The organism is Polaromonas sp. P1_A2, assembly GCF_056406895.1.
On the sequence record NZ_JBFTZI010000003.1, the window covers coordinates 493,957 to 509,991 of the forward strand.

Sequence of the window (16,035 nt, forward strand, 5' to 3'; positions counted from 1 at the left end):
TATATATAGAGAGTTTGAAAACCCCCTCATGAAAATCCAGGTACGAGAAGTCCCGCCGCGCAGCGTCTGGGCGCTGCAGCAGGCCGGTATACACCCGCTGCTGGCGCAGCTTTACGCGGCGCGGGGCGTGCATTCGGCTGACGAGCTGGACGACGGCCTGGGCCGGCTGCTGCCGCCTTCTTCGCTGCGCGGCGCGCTGGAGGCCGCCAGGCTGCTGGCCGATGTGATGGCCGCCGGCAAAAAGATCTGTGTGGTGGCCGATTACGACTGCGACGGTGCCACCGCCTGCGCCGTGGCGCTGCGCGGCCTCAGGCTGCTGGGCGCGCGCGATGTGGGCTATCTGGTGCCCGACCGCGTGACCGACGGCTACGGCCTGACGCCGCCGATTGCCGAGCGCGTGAAAGCCGGCGGCGCCGACCTGCTGGTGACGGTGGACAACGGCATCGCCAGCATGGAGGGCGTGGCGCGCGCCCGCGCCCTGGGCATGCAGGTGCTGGTGACCGACCACCACCTGCCGGCGCTCAAAGACGGCCAGGTGGTGCTGCCCGAGGCCGATGTGATCGTGAACCCCAACCAGCCTGGGTGCACATTCGAGAGCAAGTCGATTGCCGGTGTGGGTGTGATGTTTTATGTGCTGCTGGCGCTGCGCGCCGAGCTGCGCGTGCGCGGCGCTTTTGATGCGGCGAATCAACCGAAGCTGGATACGCTGCTGCCACTGGTGGCCTTGGGCACCGTCGCCGACGTGGTGAAACTGGACGCCAATAACCGCCGCCTGGTGGCGCAAGGCTTGAAGCGCATACGCGCGGGCCATTTGCCGGCCGGCCTGGCCGCTTTGTTCAGCGCCGCGGGCCGCCAGGCGGGCGCGGCCACCACCTTTGACTTTGCCTTTGCGCTGGGCCCGCGCATCAATGCGGCGGGCCGGCTCAGCGACATGACGCTGGGCATTGAATGCCTGCTGACCGACGACGCGGCGCGCGGCGAAGAGCTCGCCAGGACGCTGGACGGCATCAACCGCGAGCGCCGCGACATCGAGGCCGGCATGCGCGAGCAGGCGCAGCTGGCGGCCGACGCGATGATCGATGAAGACGAGGAGCCGCCGCCGGCGATCGCGATCTTCGACCCGGAATTCCATGAGGGCGTGGTCGGCATCGTGGCCTCGCGCGTGAAAGACAAGCTGCACAGGCCGACCTTTGTGTTTGCCGCCAGCCAGGCGCCGGGCAAGGAGCATGAACTCAAGGGCTCGGGCCGGTCCATCCCCGGGTTTCACCTGCGCGACGCGCTTGATTTGGTGACCAAGCGCCACCCGGGCGTGCTGCTGCGTTTTGGCGGCCATGCGATGGCAGCCGGCTGCACCATCGCCGAGGAAAATTTCGAGCTCTTCGAGCAGGCGCTGCAGCAGGTCGCGCATGAATGGCTGGACGCGGCCACGCTGACGCGCCGCATGGACACCGACGGCCCGCTGGCGCCCGAATACCGGCGCGCCGACCTGGTCGACACCTTGCACAAGGAAGTCTGGGGCCAGGGTTTTGCGGCGCCCACCTTTAGCGAGGTGGTGGAAGTGGTGTCGCAGCGTTTGGTCGGCGAAAAACACCTGGCGCTCAAACTCAAACACCAGGGCCAGCCGGTGGACGGCATCTGGTTCGGCCATACCGAAGCGCTGCCGGCCCGGGTCAAGCTGGCCTTCCGGCTGGACGCCGACGAATGGCAGGGCGTGAAGCGCGTGCGCTTTCTGGTCGAGGGCGCGGAGATCTGAGTGTTGCCGGTGGAGCGCCCCCTCCCCCTCCGGGGAAAGGCGCAAGAGGACCTCACTGCAGTTCAAACTCCCCGCCGCGCTCTATCGCGCGCTGGTAAGCGGGCCTGGCGTGTATGCGCGCGAGGAAGTCCATCAGGTTCGGCCGGCTTTCGTTGAGCCCGCCGCGCGCGGCGGCGGCTTCCAGCGGGAAGCTCATCTGGATGTCGGCACCGCTGAACTCCTTGCCGGCAAACCAGCCGCCCTGGGGCAGCGACATTTCAAGAAAGTCCAGGTGTTGCCTGAGCTGCGGCTCGATAAAGGTCTTTTTGACCTTGCCGGTGATGCCGCGCGCGATGGGCTTCACAAAAAACGGCATGGGCGAGTTCTCGATCTTGTCGAAGACCAGCTTGAGCAAGAGCGGCGGCATGGCCGAGCCTTCGGCGTAGTGCAGCCAGTAGGTGTAGCGCAGGTGCTCGGGCGTGCCGGCTGGGGGTGCCAGCCGCCCGGCGCCGTAGCGACTGACCAGGTAGTCGATGATGGCGCCCGATTCGGCCAGGGTGAGTTCGCCGTCGGTAATGACCGGCGATTTACCGAGCGGGTGCACCGCGCGCAGCGAGGGCGGGGCCAGCATGGTTTTGGGGTCGCGCTGGTAGCGCTGGATCTCATAGGGCAGGCCCAGCTCCTCCATGAGCCAGAGGATGCGTTGCGAGCGTGAGTTGTTCAGGTGGTGCAGGGTGATCAAGAGGTGGCTCCGTTGGACATCAGCGATGCGATGAAGGCATGGTAGGCCATGCCGCACCGCCCTGAAGCCGCCACGGCGCGCACCGCGGCCGGCCGCTTTGCACCCCGCGGGGGCGGCCGGGCACCAGAAACAGGCATTTTGTACACAATCTTCTGAAAAATCGCATACAAAGCTGGCACAGGCCTTGCACACAAGGGCGGCATGAACGCCCTTGCCAGCCCCGCGCCCGCCGCCATTGAAGCCATTGCGCTGACCAAACGTTATGCGCAGCAGGACAGGCCGGCGGTGGACGGCATCCACCTGCGCATTGCCGGCGGCAGCTACTGCTGCCTGCTGGGGCCCTCGGGCTGCGGCAAAAGCACGACGCTGCGCATGATGGCGGGCCATGAGTCGGTCACCAGCGGCGACATCCTGCTGGAAAACCGCAATATCACCGACCTGCCGGCCGCCGGCCGGGGCACGGCCATGATGTTCCAGAGCTTCGCGCTGTTCCCGCACCTGTCGGCGCTGGACAACGTGGCCTTCAGCCTCAAGATGAAAGGGGTGGACAAGGCGGCGCGGCGGCGCCAGGCCCAGGAACTGCTGGAGCGGGTGGCCATGGGCCACCTGGCCGAACGCAAGCCGGCCGAGCTCTCGGGCGGGCAGCAGCAGCGCGTGGCGCTGGCGCGCGCGCTGATCACGCAGCCGCGCGTGCTGCTGCTGGATGAACCGCTGTCGGCGCTGGACCCGTTTTTGCGCATCCAGATGCGCGCCGAGCTGCGCCGCTGGCAGAAAGAGCTGGGCCTGACCTTTATCCACGTCACCCATTCGCAGGAAGAGGCGATGGCGCTGGCCGACACCATGGTGGTGATGAACCACGGCCGCATCGAGCAGCAGGGCTCGCCCCATGAGATCTACAACCGCCCGGCCAGCGAATTCGTGGCGCGCTTCATGGGCGGGCACAACGTGCTGGACACGCCGGCGGGCCGCATAGGCGTGCGCACCGACCAGATGCGGATCACGCCGGCCGGCGAGGCCGCGCCCGATGCGCCGCACAACCGGCGCGCCGTGGTCACCGACGTCGAATACCAGGGCACTTATGTGCTGCTGGGCCTGCAGAACCCGGGCGTGTCGCTGAGCGCCAGCAGCACGGCCGAGCTGTCGGTGATGCTGCCCGAGGCGGCGTTCGCGGCGCGGCCTTATGCGCCCGGCGACGCGGTGCAGCTGTCGTGGGCGCCCGAGGCGGCGCACACGCTGCGCGCCGCGGCTCCGGCCTGACACCGCTTTTGTTTTGCCCACCGTTTTCCAACCGCCCCTTCGCAAGAAGATTTCCACCCCAGCACAGGAGTTTCACCATGTCCGACGCCTTTCCTGATCAAAAGAACCCGCAAGATATCGCCGACGGCACCCCTGCGGGCGGCCTGCCGCGCCGCGCCCTGCTCAAGGGCACGGCGGGCATCCTGGCCACGGGCATGTTCCCGGCCGTGCATGCGCAGGAAAAAATCGTGCTGCGCTACCTGGGCACCGCGGTGAACCAGGACAAGGCGATTGCCGAGAAGTTCAAGGCCGACACCGGCATCACCATCCAGTACGTGGCCGTCACCACCGACGACGTGACCAAACGCGCGGTGACCGCGCCCAACAGCTTCGACCTGATAGACACCGAGTACTTCTCGCTCAAGAAGATCGTGCCCACCGGCAACCTGAAGGGCATAGACACCAAAAAGATCAAGAACGCCGACAAGATCACCACGCTGTTCACCACCGGCACCGTGGCCGGCAAAGCCGTGGGCGACCAGGGCACGGCGCCCAAGAAGGTGATTTACCTCGAGGGCGAAAAGAGCAAGGTCTTCGCCAAGAGCCCGACGCAGTTCATGTCGCTGATCCCCACGGTGTACAACGCCGACACGCTGGGCATACGCCCCGACCTGATCAAGCGCCCCATCAATTCCTGGGCCGAGCTGCTGAACCCCGAGTTCAAGGGCAAGGCCGCGATCCTGAACATCCCGTCCATCGGCATCATGGACGCGGCCATGGTGGTGGAAGCCAAGGGCATCTACAAATACCCGGACAAGGGCAATATGACCAAGAAGGAGATCGACCTCACGATCGCCACGCTGATCGAGGCCAAGAAGGCCGGCCAGTTCCGCGCGCTGTGGAAGGACTTCAACGAGTCGGTCAACCTGATGGCCTCGGGCGAGGTGGTGATCCAGTCCATGTGGAGCCCCGCCGTGACGGCCGTGCGCACCAAGGGCATCGCCTGCAACTTCCAGCCGCTCAAGGAAGGCTACCGCGCCTGGGCCGCCGGCTTCGGCCTGCCGGCCACGCTCTCGGGCAAGAAGCTGGACGGCGCCTATGAATTCATCAACTGGTTCCTCGACGGCTGGGCCGGTGCCTACCTGAACCGCCAGGGCTATTACAGCGCCGTGCTGGAAACCGCCAAGGCCAAGATGGAAGCCTACGAATGGGCCTACTGGATGGAAGGCAAGCCCGCCTCGCAGGACATCAAGAGCCCCAACGGCGACGTGCTGGCCAAGGCCGGCGCGGTGCGCGACGGCGGCAGCTACGAGGCGCGCATGGGCGGCATCGCGTGCTGGAATGCGGTGATGGATGAGAACAATTACATGGTCCAGAAGTGGAATGAGTTCGTAGCTGCATAAGCACCCCCCTGTTGCCGCTCACTTCGTGTAGCGGCCTCTCCCCTGCAGGGGACGACAGCTGCGGCCTGGCGAAGCCAGTTCCGCGCTGTCGCTGGAAGGGGCTTCGCTTGCTCTGGTGGTTCTTTTTTAACTTCGGGTCGTCATGAGTACACCGGCAATCACTGCACATTCCGCTCCGGCCAAGGCGCCGGGGCGTGCGCTTGCCGCCTGGTGGCAGGCGCTGCCGCTGGCGTCGGTGTTTGTGCTGTTCTTCCTGATCCCGCTGGCGCTGGTGCTGACGGTGAGCTTTTGGGACTTCAATGAATACGAGCTGCTGCCCGGCTTCACGCTGAAGAATTACTCCGCCATTTTTGCGGGCTGCGGCAGCGGCGCGGACCTGTGCGTGACCTTCAAGACCTATCTGTCGACTTTCAAGTTCAGCCTGCTGGTCTGGCTGATCACGCTGGTGACCGGTTTCACCGTGTCCTACTTTTTGGCCTTTCACGTGCGTTCGCAGGGCGCGCAGACGCTGCTCTTTGTGCTGTGCACCATCCCGTTCTGGACGTCGAACGTGATCCGCATGATCTCCTGGGTGCCGCTGCTGGGCCGCAACGGCCTGGTCAACCAGGGCCTGCTGGGCATGGGCGTGGTGAGCCAGCCGGTCGAGTGGCTGCTGTTCTCGGATTTTTCGGTGGTGCTGGCCTTTGTGCACCTGTACACCATGTTCATGATCGTGCCCATCTTCAACTCCATGATGCGCATAGACCGCAGCCTGATCGAGGCGGCCAATGACAGCGGCGCCTCGGCCTGGCAGACACTGTGGAACGTCATCGTGCCGCTGTCGCGCACCGGCATCATCATCGGCTCCATCTTTGTGCTCACCATCGTGATGGGCGACTTCGTGACCATAGGCGTGATGGGTGGCCAGCAGATCGCCTCCATCGGCAAGGTCATCCAGGTGCAGACCTCTTACCTGCAGTTCCCGCTGGCGGCGGCCAATGCGGTGATCCTGCTGGCCGTGGTGCTGATGATCATCTGGGCCTTGACGCGGCTGGTCGATATCCGCAAAGAACTATGACCCCCACGCTTGTCACTTCGTGTACTACGCTGCCCCCCGAGGGGGCTGGCCTTGCTTGGGGCGGCCCGGCGCTGCGGCCCCTCCTGCGGAGGTTCTAAGCTATGTCCGATAAACGCTCTGCCGGCTTCTGGCTCCTCGCCGCGTTCTTCGCGCTGTTTGTGCTGTTTCTCTACGGGCCGATGTTCATCATCGTGCTGCTGAGCTTCCAGGGCCCGGAAGGCGGGCTCACCTTTCCGCTGCGCGGCGTCTCGCTGCACTGGTTCCACAAGCTGGCCGAGGGGCTGGGCGTGGTCGACATAGGCTCGGCGCTCAAGCGCTCGCTGGGCCTGGGCCTGGCGGTGACGGCCTTCACGGTGCTGTTCTCGGTACTCGCGGGCCTGGCTTTTCGCAAAAAACTCGCGGGCGGCAACACCCTGTTCTTTGTGGTGGTGGCCAGCCTGATCATGCCCTCCATCATCGTGTCGCTGGGCATAGGCCTGGAGTTCCGCCTGCTGGATGGCGGCATCAAGAAGCTGCTGGAGCTGCTGGGCATGGCCGGCGCGCTGGAGGACTACGGCACGGCGCTGGGCCTGTTTACCTCGGCGCTGGGCGCGCACCTGACCTGGACGCTGCCTTTCGGCCTGCTCATCATGTTCGCGGTGTTCAACCGCTTCAACCCGGCCTATGAGGAAGCCGCGCGCGACCTGGGCGCCACGCCCTGGCAGGGCTTTCGCCACGTGGTGCTGCCGCTGATCGCGCCGTCGGTGGTGGGCATAGGCATGTTCGGCTTCACCCTGAGCTGGGACGAAATCGCCCGCACCTCGCAGGCCATAGGCGATGTGAATACACTGCCGCTGGAACTGCAGGGCCTGACGACCACCGTCACCACGCCGGCCATCTACGCGCTGGGCACGGTCACCACCGTGGTGTCGCTGGGGGTGGTGGCCCTGGCCATGGGCCTGGCCTGGTGGCTGGGCAAGCGGCAGAAAAAAGGACAGCGATGACACCGACAACCACGGCGGCGCCCGCCGCGCCCCCGACCGACACCGAGATGTATGAACGCGTGGTCTCGGCCATCCTGGACCACCGCCTGCCGCCGGGCACCAAGCTCGGCGAAGACAAGCTGGCCGGCGCCTTCGGCGTGTCGCGCACGCGCATACGCCCGGTGCTGCTGCGCCTGGCCAATGAGCAGGTGGTCACGCTGGTGCCCAACCGCGGCGCCACCGTGGCCCAGCCGACCGAGCAGGAAGCGCGCGAGGTCTTCGAGGTGCGCCGGCTGATAGAACCCACGCTGGTGGAACTGTTCATCGCCAAGGCCGACGAGGCCGACATGCGGCAGCTCAAGCGCTGCATCGACGACGAGGAAGCCGCGCGGCTGGCCGGCGACATGCACCGCGCGATACGGCTGTCGGGCGACTTCCACCTGCAGATCGCCGAGCGCGCCGGCCACCAGACCCTGGGGCGCATCCTGCGCGAGCTCACCTCGCGCACCTCGCTGATCCTGATGACCTACGGCACGGCTCTCGGCGACATCCGCGAGGACCGTGATGGCGCGGCTGCCTGCCGCTGCCGTGAACACCGCGTGCTGCTGGACGCGATCCGCCTGCGCGACGCGCGGGAAGCGGCGCGCCACATGCGCGAGCACCTGACGCGCCTGGAGTCGCAGCTGCAGTTCACGCCGCCGGCGGGCGAGGCGCCCGACCTGTCGGCGCTGTTCTCCTGAGCCTGGACGGGAGTGCCATGCGCAAGCTGCTGGTTATCAACCCCAATACATCAGCCTCGGTCAGCGCGCTGCTGCAAACCCATGTGCAGGCCGCCGCCGGGCTGCATGTGCAGGTCAGCACCGTCACCGCGCGTTTCGGCGCGCCCTATATTTCGGACGAGGCCAGCTACGCGGTGGCCGCGCATGCCGCGCTGGACGCCTGGGCGGCTGCGCTCGCGGTGCCCGGCGCGGCGCCCGACGCGGTGCTGATAGGCTGCTTCGGCGACCCCGGCCTGCTGGCGCTGCGCGAGAGCAGCCCGGTGCCGGTCACCGGCCTGGCCGAGGCGGCCTTTATCGAGGCGGCGCGCCACGGCCGCTTTGCCATCGTCACCGGGGGTGAGCGCTGGGGGCCCATGCTGCAGCGCCTGGCCCAGGCCCTGGGCCACGCGCCTTCACTGGCCGGCATCCACACCGTCGCGCCCACCGGCGCGCAGCTGGCCGCCGACCCGGCCGCCGCGCGCACCCTGCTGGCCCAGGCCTGCCGCGACGCGGTGCGCCAGCTGGGCGCGCAGGCGGTGATCCTGGGCGGCGCGGGCCTGGCCGGCATGGCCGCGGCCCTGCAGCCCGGGCTGGGCGTGCCCCTCATCGACAGCGTGCTGGCTGGCGCGCACTGGGCCTTGCGCAGCCACGCGCCGCCGCCGCAGCGCGGCAAGCCGGGCTTTGATGTGCCCTGGGACAAGCTTTCGCCGGAGCTGACGGCTTTGGGTTTGTAGCCCGGCGGGCAAGGATATGTGAGTACGCACTGCACTCCATAAGCAGAAGGCCTAAAATGGGCCTGTGACCCCCCAAAACATCCTGAATGCCGACCTGCATTGCCACTCTGTGGTGTCGGACGGCACGCTCACGCCGGAGGCGCTGGCGGAACGGGCCAAGGCCAACGGGGTGGAGCTCTGGGCCCTGACCGACCACGACGAAATCGGCGGCCAGCAGCGCGCCGCGGCGGCCGCCAAGGCCCAGGGCATGCACTACCTGACGGGCACCGAGGTCTCGGTCACCTTCGCCGGGCAGACGGTGCACATCGTGGGCCTGGGTTTTGACGCCGGCAATCCCGAGATCATGCAGGGCCTGCGCAACACGCGCGGCGGGCGCGAGCAGCGCGCCATGGAAATGTCGGACTCGCTGGCCAAGGTCGGCATCAAGGGCGCTTACGAGGGCGCACTGAAGTTCGTCGGCAACCCCGAGCTGATCTCGCGCACGCACTTCGCGCGCTTTCTGGTCGAAAGCGGCGTGTGCCGCGAAACCAATGAAGTCTTCCGCAAATACCTGACCGAAGGCAAGCCCGGCTATGTGCCGCACCGCTGGGCCACGCTGCGCGACGCCGTGACCTGGATCACCCAGGCCCAAGGCGTCGCGGTGATCGCCCACCCGGGCCGCTACAAGTTCACCCCCAACGAGGAATACGCCTTGTTCACCGAGTTCAAGTCCCACGGCGGGCGCGGCGTGGAGGTCGTCACCGGCAGCCACACGCCCCAGGAATACCTCAAGTACGCCGAAACGGCCAAGGAGTTCGGCCTGGCCGCCTCGCGCGGCAGCGACTTCCACAGCCCCGACGAAAGCCACACCGACCTGGGCACCCTGCCCTTTCTGCCGGGCGAGCTGACGCCGGTGTGGGAGCTGCTGGCGGACCGCATCCAGTGATGGCCGGCCCCGCGAGCAACACCTCCCGCGCCCCGGCCGGCATCGCACTCCTGGTGGGCGCCGTCGCCTGCTTCGCGGTGCTGGACACCACCACCAAGGTCATTTCCACCAGCGTGCCGCTGCTGATGGCGTTGTGGTTCCGTTATGCCTTCCAGGCCGTGGCCACCACGCTGGCGGTGCTGCCCTCGCGCGGGCTGTCGGTGCTGCGCACCGCGCACCCGAAATTCCAGCTGCTGCGCGGCCTGCTGCTGCTGCTCACCAGCCTTTTTGCGTTCTACAGCCTGAGGCACATGCCGGTGGGCGAGTTCACCGCCATCGTGATGATCACGCCGCTGGTCATCACCCTGCTGGCCTCGCTGACCCTGGGCGAGCGCGTGTCCTGGCTGCGCTGGGCGCTGGTGGTAGGCGGCTTTGCCGGCACGCTGATCATCATCCGGCCCGACGGCGACGACTTCAACTGGGCCATGCTGCTGCCGCTGGGCCTGGTGATCTGCAATGCCTGGTTCCAGATCCTGACCAGCCGGCTGGCGCGCACCGAAGACCCTCTCACCATGCATTTCTACACCGGCTGGGTCGGCACGCTGGCCGCCTCGCTGGCCCTGCCCTTTGTCTGGGCCACGCTCGACGCCTGGACGCTGTGGGCCGGCCTGGCGCTGATGGGCCTGATGGGCACGGTCGGCCATTTCATGATGATCCTGGCCTACGGCCGCGCGCCGGTGTCCACGCTCACGCCCTTCCTTTATGCGCAGATCGGCTTTGCGATGCTGGGCGGCTGGATCGCGTTCTCGCATGTGCCGGACCGCTGGTCCATGCTGGGCATGGTGATGATCGCCGTCTGCGGCGCGACGGGCGCCTGGCTCGCGGTGCGCCAGAGCCGCGTGCTGATCGAGCCTGTCGAATCCTGAACCCGAAAGGCGAAAGCAGCGCACCATGGCCCAGTTTTTTGAAGTCCACCCCGAGAACCCGCATACCCGGCTGCTCAAGCAGGCGGTGGCGCTGCTGGAGCGCGGCGGCATCGCGGCCGTGCCCACCGATTCGAGTTATGCGCTGGTCTGCCACCTCGACGACAAGGCCGCGGCCGACAGCCTGCGCCGCATACGCGGGGTGGACGACAAGCACCACCTGACCCTGCTGTGCCGCGACCTCAGCGAGCTGGCCAATTACGCGCGGGTGGACAACAAGCAGTTCCGCCTGCTGAAGACCGCGACGCCGGGGCCTTACACCTTCATCCTGGAAGCCAGCAAGGAAGTGCCGCGCCGCGTGAGCCATCCTTCGCGCAAGACCATAGGCCTGCGCGTGCCCGAGCACAAGGTGCTGCAGGCGCTGCTGGAGCTGCACGGCGCGCCGCTGCTGGCCACCACCCTGATCCCGCGCGGCGGCGGCGAGCCGCTCAACGACGCGCACGAGATACGCGGCCTGCTCGAGCATGAACTGGCCGCCGTGATAGACGCCGGCGCCTGCCACCAGGAAGCCACCACGGTGATAGACCTGACGCCCATGGGCGAAGGCGGCGATCCGGTGGTCGTGCGGCAGGGGCGCGGTGAGCTGGCGGCACTGGGGCTTTGACCGCGCCCCCTTGCCGGGCCTCTTGACAGGTCTGAGACAATCCCGGCATGGATATCGCCAACCTGATTCAAACCGTCGCCATCTATGCGCTGCCGGTGCTGTTCGCCATCACGGTGCATGAGGCCGCACATGGCTATGTCGCGCGTCACTTTGGTGACAACACGGCCTGGATGATGGGCCGCGTGACGCTGAACCCCATCAAGCACATAGACCCCGTGGGCACCATCCTGATGCCCTTGCTGCTGTACTTCGCGACCTCGGGCACTTTCCTGTTCGGTTACGCCAAGCCGGTGCCGGTGCAGTTCGGCAATCTGCGCAACCCCAAGCGCGACATGATCTGGGTGGCGCTGGCCGGCCCGGGCGCCAACCTGGCGCAGGCCCTGCTGTGGGGCGTGCTGTTTTACTTCCTCGCGGGCGCCGGCGTGAGCGAGCCGTTTTTCATCAAGATGTGCCAGGCCGGCATCCTGGTCAACGTCGTGATGTTTGTCTTCAACCTGTTTCCGCTGCCGCCGCTGGACGGCGGCCGCGTGCTGGTCGGCCTGCTGCCCTATAAACAGGCCTTGCTGGTCTCGCGCGTGGAGCCCTGGGGATTTTTCATCGTGATGGCGCTGGTGATTTCCGGCATCATCAGCAACCTCTGGATGCGTCCCCTGATGGACGCGACCTATTTCGTAATCCAAACCGTTTTGACGCCGCTGGCCATGCTGGTGAAATGATGAGCAACAACAAACACGCCGACGCCGGCACCTCCCCCACCCGCTTCCTGACCGGCATCACCACCACCGGCACGCCCCACCTGGGCAATTTTGTCGGCTCCATCCGGCCCTCGGTGCAGGCCAGCTTTCGCGACGACGTGCGCAGCTTTTATTTCCTGGCCGACTACCACGCGCTGATCAAGTGCGACGAGCCGGCCCGCATCCAGCAGTCCACGCTTGAAATCGCGGCGAGCTGGCTGGCCGCCGGGCTGGACCCGGAGCGCGTGACCTTTTACCGCCAGTCCGACATCCCCGAGATCCCCGAGCTGACCTGGCTGCTGACCTGCGTGACCGGCAAGGGCGTACTCAACCGCGCCCATGCCTACAAGGCCGCGGTCGACAAGAACGAGGCGGCCGGCAGCGACCCTGACGCCGACGTGACCGCCGGGCTCTTTATGTACCCGGTGCTCATGGGCGCGGACATCCTGCTGTTCAAGACCCACAAGGTGCCGGTGGGGCGCGACCAGGCCCAGCACCTGGAGATGGCGCGCGACATGGCCCAGCGCTACAACCACCTTTACGGCGAGCACCTGGTGCTGCCCGAGGCGGTGATCGAGGAATCGGTCGCCCTGCTGCCCGGCCTGGACGGGCGCAAGATGAGCAAGAGCTACGACAACACCATCCCGCTGTTCACGCCGCGCGAGCAGATGCGCAAGCTGATCGCCGGCATCGTCACCGACTCGCGCGCGCCGGGCGAGCCCAAGGAGGTCGAGGGCTCGGCCCTGTTCCAGATCTACCAGGCTTTTGCCAGCGCCGAGGAAACCGAAGCGTTACGCAAGGCTTATGCCGCGGGCATCGCCTGGGGCGACGCCAAGCAGACGCTGTTCGAGCGCATAGACCGCGAAATCGCCCCCATGCGCGAGCGCTACCACGCGCTGATGGCCGACCCGGGCCGGATAGAGGCCATCCTGCAGGCCGGCGCCCGCAAGGCCCGCGCCGAGGCCACGCCCTTCATGGCCGAGCTGCGGCGCGCCGTGGGCCTGCGCAAGCTGGACAGCCTCCCGGCCGCCGCCGGCAAGGCCAAGGCGGCCAAAAGCGCCACCCCGGCCTTCAAGCAGTACCGCGAAAAGGACGGCCTCTTTTATTTCAAGCTGCAGGACGCCGAGGCCCGGCTGCTGCTGCAAAGCCGGGGTTTCGAGTCGCCCCGCGAGGCCGCGCTGGCCATTGCCGCACTGCAAAAAGACGGCCTGGAGGCGCTGCCGGGGCAGGCCCAGGCCTTGCCGGGCGTCACCGAGGACGAGCTGACGGCGGTTTTGCGGTTTTTCGCCGACTGAGCGTGTTGTTGTTTTTTTGGAGCAGCGTTCTGAAAAAATACCGCAACTGCCTGTTTATTTATGCCCCAAAGTTGACATACAGCAGTTATGCTCACTGGCTAATAGGAACAATTCTTCACATTTGACTTAATGAGTATTTTCGTAATAGATGACCATCCGCTCATGCGGGAAGCGGTTGTCATGTTGATCCGCCGCCTGAGCAGCAAGGCCACCGTGACCGAGCTGGACCGGCTCGCCGCCGTGATGCCCGCCGTGCAGGAACAGGGCATTCCCGAACTCATCTGCCTGGACCTGCGCCTGCCCGACACCAACGGTGTCTCCGGCGTGCGCGAGCTCAAGCAGCAATTCCCCAGCGTCCCCCTGGTGGTGCTGTCGGCCGCCCCGGCCCAGGACTACGAGGACCTCTCCATCGAGGCGGGCGCGGATGCCTACATCCAGAAGTCCGCCGGCGCCACCGAGATCTCCAACGTGCTGCGCGTCTTCCTCAGCGAAGACCTGGACCCGGAACCCAGCACCCCGACCGAAAAGCTCTCCAAGCGGCAAAAACAGCTGCTGGTGATGCTGGACAAGGGCATGAGCAACCGCGACATCGCCGAAGAACTGCAGATCAGCGAGCACACGGTGAAAGTGCACCTGTGGCGCCTGTTCCGCCGCCTCAACGTCAAGAGCCGCTCCCAGGCGAGCCACCTGGCCAGAACCCAGGGCCTGCTCTAAACAAAAAGGACACGCAAGCGTGTCCTTTTTTCTTCATGCAGCCGGTATTGGATATTGGTATCCGGTTGTTGGCTGTTCGGTATTCCTCTCCCCACCCCCTTGTGGATGCGCCGAGGAGCGCAGGTCCAGACGGATCAGGGCTGGCGTTGTCTGAGCGAAGCGAGTTTAGCCAGACCCCGTCTGGACCGAGCACCGCAGGTTGCCCCGTAGCGAAGCGAAGGGGACGCAGGAGCCAGGGTCGCCTTTTCTTTGCTTACTTTCTTTTGGCGAAGCAAAAGAAAGTGAGTTGCCGCCGGGCAACCCCGGCCAGCCGCCCTCAGCAAAGAGAACTAGAGCGCGCAAGGCCGGCGCAAGACCCGTCCCTACCCCCTAAGCTCAACCCAAAAAACACTCCCCCGCCCAGCCCGGGAAGCCAAGCCCACCGGATGCCCCAGCGCCGCGCTGAGGCGGGACACGATGGCCAGCCCCAGGCCGAAGCCCTCCTCGGTGCCTTGCAGCGGGATCCGGTAGAACTCCTGGAAGATCGCCTGCTGGTGTTCCCTGGCGATGCCCACGCCGGTGTCCCAGATCTCGATGCGGGGCACGCCGCCCCTGTGGCGCACGGCCATCAGCACGCCGCCGCTGTGGGTGTTGCGCAGCGCGTTGGACAGCAGGTTGCCGACCAGGCGCTGCAGCAGCACCGGGTCGGACCTGACCTTGCCGGGCGCCGCGCGTACCCTGAGCCGCAGGCCGCGCTCGCGCGCGAAGGGTGCATACTGCGCCTCCAGGTCCTGCAGCAGCCCGGCCAGTTCCACGTCCTGCAGGTTGACCCTGAGCGGGTCGGTTTCCAGCCCGGCCAGGTCGAACAGCGAATTGAACAGGTCGTTGACGGCCTTGGTGGAGCGCACGATCTTGGGCGTGATCTGTTCGACGAATTCGGGCTCGGCGGCCAGCCAGCCGGCGTACAGGTCCAGGGCATGCACCGGCTGGCGCAGGTCGTGGGCGGCGCTGGCGATGAAGCGGTTCTTGATCTCCACCGCCTCCAGGGCCGCCCGGCTCTGCTCGGTCAGGGACTTGATCAGCATGGAGTTGTCGTACTGCAGCTCGAGGTTGATGCGCTGCACCTCGTGAAAGCGCTGGCCCGAGATGCGGATCACGGCCCAATAAATAAGCACCAGCGCCAGCATGCCGTAGGTGTTGAAGCTGGAGGGCAGCCCGCGCTCCATGACCAGCTCGTAGAGCAGCGCGGCCACGACCGACACCCCCAGGCCGTTCACATAATTCTTGAAGCAGGGCAGCCAGGACGAAAACGTGCCCACCGCGAAACCGGCCATGCCCACCAGCACGACCATGCAGAGGAACTGGTCGTACACCGGCGCGCGCAGGAAGTAGACGAACATGGACGCCCCCCAGACCAGGGCGCTGGCCGACCAGGTCCAGCCGTATTTGGCCATGAAGGCCCGCAGGGGCGGGCCGCTGACGCCCGCCAGGCTGCGCTGGTAAATGCTGATGACGCCGTAGCGCACCACGGTCACGGCCGCCGCGGCCGCCGCCCACAGGCCCAGGGACAGCATGTCGACGCGGTGGTAAAGAATGGCCACCATGACCACGATCAGCACCAGCGCGGAATGCAATGCCGGGCGGGCATAACGCATGAAGGTGTGGATCAGCCGCATCTCCACCCACTCCTCGCGCGAGAGGTCGGCGACGCTCTGGGCCGGCCGTGTCGTTGGGGGAGAGTCCATGGAGCCGAGTTTAGGGCCAGTTAACACGCCCCGGCGGCCGCCGCGCACACGCGCCCCGGGGCCATGGCGCGAATGTTGCGCGGGGCTGACGAAATCGGGTGCCCGGTTAGGGCCTGTTAACGCTATTGATGCCAATGCGAATGGGGTGAAAACGGTGCCAATCAAGGCGCGCGACGACGCTCAGACCGGGTGTCTGGGCTAGGAGTGCAACGCCGAGTGGCGCCGTTTTCACCCCATTCCCTGCGGGTTGCGATCAAAAAGGCCCTGCGCGGCGTTGCAAACGCCTTGACGGGGGCCAACCCCGACTGCGTTTTGCGCCTTGCCCAAGGCCTTTTTGACTCGCAACGCATCTTGCATAAATAGCATTAACAGGCCCTAGCGCCAATTGCGTACACTGGACGCTTCCCCGGAGGGCGACACCCGTGCCTGGACGCCGGACACCCGCGGCGGCAT

At 66.4% G+C, this 16,035-nt stretch carries 15 protein-coding genes; 13 read left to right on the plus strand and 2 right to left on the minus strand.

Annotation, left to right across the window (positions count from 1 at the left end; genetic code table 11):
- Positions 1–28 precede the first annotated feature (28 nt).
- Entirely contained in the window at positions 29–1,753 is a 1,725-nt protein-coding gene (gene recJ / locus AC1D09_RS14375; RefSeq protein WP_477664617.1) for a single-stranded-DNA-specific exonuclease RecJ, read from the plus strand.
- 52 nt (positions 1,754–1,805) lie between these two features.
- Here the strand turns inward: recJ and AC1D09_RS14380 are convergent, their stop codons facing one another.
- Positions 1,806–2,474, minus strand: a complete 669-nt coding sequence (locus AC1D09_RS14380) for a glutathione S-transferase (RefSeq protein WP_477664618.1) — start codon at positions 2,472–2,474, stop codon at positions 1,806–1,808.
- Between the two features lie 201 nt (positions 2,475–2,675).
- Here AC1D09_RS14380 and AC1D09_RS14385 point away from each other — a divergent pair, with 201 nt between their 5' ends.
- The 12 genes from AC1D09_RS14385 (at position 2,676) to AC1D09_RS14440 (ending at position 13,858) form a co-directional block, all read left to right on the plus strand.
- Positions 2,676–3,731, plus strand: a complete 1,056-nt coding sequence (locus AC1D09_RS14385) for an ABC transporter ATP-binding protein (protein WP_477664619.1) — start codon at positions 2,676–2,678, stop codon at positions 3,729–3,731.
- 194 nt (positions 3,732–3,925) lie between these two features.
- Positions 3,926–5,113 carry an ABC transporter substrate-binding protein gene (locus AC1D09_RS14390; RefSeq protein ID WP_477664630.1) on the plus strand — a complete coding sequence of 396 codons (1,188 nt, stop codon included), beginning with the start codon at positions 3,926–3,928 and terminating at the stop codon, positions 5,111–5,113.
- Between the two features lie 142 nt (positions 5,114–5,255).
- Positions 5,256–6,170 carry an ABC transporter permease gene (locus AC1D09_RS14395; protein ID WP_477701106.1) on the plus strand — a complete coding sequence of 305 codons (915 nt, stop codon included), beginning with the start codon at positions 5,256–5,258 and terminating at the stop codon, positions 6,168–6,170.
- 101 nt (positions 6,171–6,271) lie between these two features.
- Positions 6,272–7,153 (plus strand): ABC transporter permease, encoded by an 882-nt coding sequence (locus AC1D09_RS14400; protein WP_477664621.1) that lies wholly within the window; start codon positions 6,272–6,274, stop codon positions 7,151–7,153.
- Positions 7,150–7,872 carry a GntR family transcriptional regulator gene (locus AC1D09_RS14405; protein WP_477664622.1) on the plus strand — a complete coding sequence of 241 codons (723 nt, stop codon included), beginning with the start codon at positions 7,150–7,152 and terminating at the stop codon, positions 7,870–7,872. The genes AC1D09_RS14400 and AC1D09_RS14405 overlap by 4 nt, the downstream gene beginning before the upstream one ends.
- A gap of 17 nt (positions 7,873–7,889) precedes the next feature.
- Positions 7,890–8,624: an aspartate/glutamate racemase family protein gene (locus tag AC1D09_RS14410; RefSeq protein WP_477664623.1), complete on the plus strand. Its 735-nt coding sequence runs from the start codon at positions 7,890–7,892 to the stop codon at positions 8,622–8,624.
- A gap of 64 nt (positions 8,625–8,688) precedes the next feature.
- Entirely contained in the window at positions 8,689–9,549 is an 861-nt protein-coding gene (locus AC1D09_RS14415; protein ID WP_477664624.1) for a 3',5'-nucleoside bisphosphate phosphatase, read from the plus strand.
- Positions 9,549–10,454 carry a DMT family transporter gene (locus tag AC1D09_RS14420; RefSeq protein WP_477701107.1) on the plus strand — a complete coding sequence of 302 codons (906 nt, stop codon included), beginning with the start codon at positions 9,549–9,551 and terminating at the stop codon, positions 10,452–10,454. Before AC1D09_RS14415 ends, AC1D09_RS14420 begins: the two co-directional genes overlap by 1 nt.
- Before the next feature lie 25 nt (positions 10,455–10,479).
- Positions 10,480–11,115, plus strand: coding sequence for an L-threonylcarbamoyladenylate synthase (locus AC1D09_RS14425; RefSeq protein ID WP_477664626.1), 636 nt, complete (start codon positions 10,480–10,482; stop codon positions 11,113–11,115).
- Positions 11,116–11,162: 47 nt separating this feature from the next.
- On the plus strand, positions 11,163–11,831 hold the full coding sequence (locus AC1D09_RS14430; protein WP_477664627.1) for a site-2 protease family protein: 669 nt from the start codon (positions 11,163–11,165) through the stop codon (positions 11,829–11,831).
- A complete protein-coding gene (locus AC1D09_RS14435) occupies positions 11,831–13,144 on the plus strand; it encodes a tryptophan--tRNA ligase (RefSeq protein ID WP_477664628.1) in 1,314 nt (437 codons plus the stop codon). The genes AC1D09_RS14430 and AC1D09_RS14435 overlap by 1 nt, the downstream gene beginning before the upstream one ends.
- Before the next feature lie 129 nt (positions 13,145–13,273).
- On the plus strand, positions 13,274–13,858 hold the full coding sequence (locus AC1D09_RS14440) for a response regulator transcription factor (RefSeq protein ID WP_413330407.1): 585 nt from the start codon (positions 13,274–13,276) through the stop codon (positions 13,856–13,858).
- Positions 13,859–14,220: 362 nt separating this feature from the next.
- Here the strand turns inward: AC1D09_RS14440 and AC1D09_RS14445 are convergent, their stop codons facing one another.
- Entirely contained in the window at positions 14,221–15,582 is a 1,362-nt protein-coding gene (locus AC1D09_RS14445; RefSeq protein WP_477701108.1) for a sensor histidine kinase, read from the minus strand.
- Between the last annotated feature and the right edge of the window lie 453 nt (positions 15,583–16,035).

Excerpts from the sequence above, each read along its gene's own strand:
- recJ (WP_477664617.1), top strand. The coding sequence starts at position 29 with ATGAAAATCCAGGTACGAGAAGTCCCGCCGCGCAGCGTCTGGGCGCTG.
- AC1D09_RS14385 (WP_477664619.1), top strand. The coding sequence starts at position 2,676 with ATGAACGCCCTTGCCAGCCCCGCGCCCGCCGCCATTGAAGCCATTGCG.
- AC1D09_RS14390 (WP_477664630.1), top strand. The coding sequence starts at position 3,926 with ATGTTCCCGGCCGTGCATGCGCAGGAAAAAATCGTGCTGCGCTACCTG.
- AC1D09_RS14395 (WP_477701106.1), top strand. The coding sequence starts at position 5,256 with ATGAGTACACCGGCAATCACTGCACATTCCGCTCCGGCCAAGGCGCCG.
- AC1D09_RS14400 (WP_477664621.1), top strand. The coding sequence starts at position 6,272 with ATGTCCGATAAACGCTCTGCCGGCTTCTGGCTCCTCGCCGCGTTCTTC.
- AC1D09_RS14405 (WP_477664622.1), top strand. The coding sequence starts at position 7,150 with ATGACACCGACAACCACGGCGGCGCCCGCCGCGCCCCCGACCGACACC.
- AC1D09_RS14410 (WP_477664623.1), top strand. The coding sequence starts at position 7,890 with ATGCGCAAGCTGCTGGTTATCAACCCCAATACATCAGCCTCGGTCAGC.
- AC1D09_RS14420 (WP_477701107.1), top strand. The coding sequence starts at position 9,549 with ATGGCCGGCCCCGCGAGCAACACCTCCCGCGCCCCGGCCGGCATCGCA.
- AC1D09_RS14425 (WP_477664626.1), top strand. The coding sequence starts at position 10,480 with ATGGCCCAGTTTTTTGAAGTCCACCCCGAGAACCCGCATACCCGGCTG.
- AC1D09_RS14430 (WP_477664627.1), top strand. The coding sequence starts at position 11,163 with ATGGATATCGCCAACCTGATTCAAACCGTCGCCATCTATGCGCTGCCG.
- AC1D09_RS14435 (WP_477664628.1), top strand. The coding sequence starts at position 11,831 with ATGAGCAACAACAAACACGCCGACGCCGGCACCTCCCCCACCCGCTTC.
- AC1D09_RS14440 (WP_413330407.1), top strand. The coding sequence starts at position 13,274 with ATGAGTATTTTCGTAATAGATGACCATCCGCTCATGCGGGAAGCGGTT.
- AC1D09_RS14445 (WP_477701108.1), bottom strand. The coding sequence starts at position 15,582 with ATGGACTCTCCCCCAACGACACGGCCGGCCCAGAGCGTCGCCGACCTC.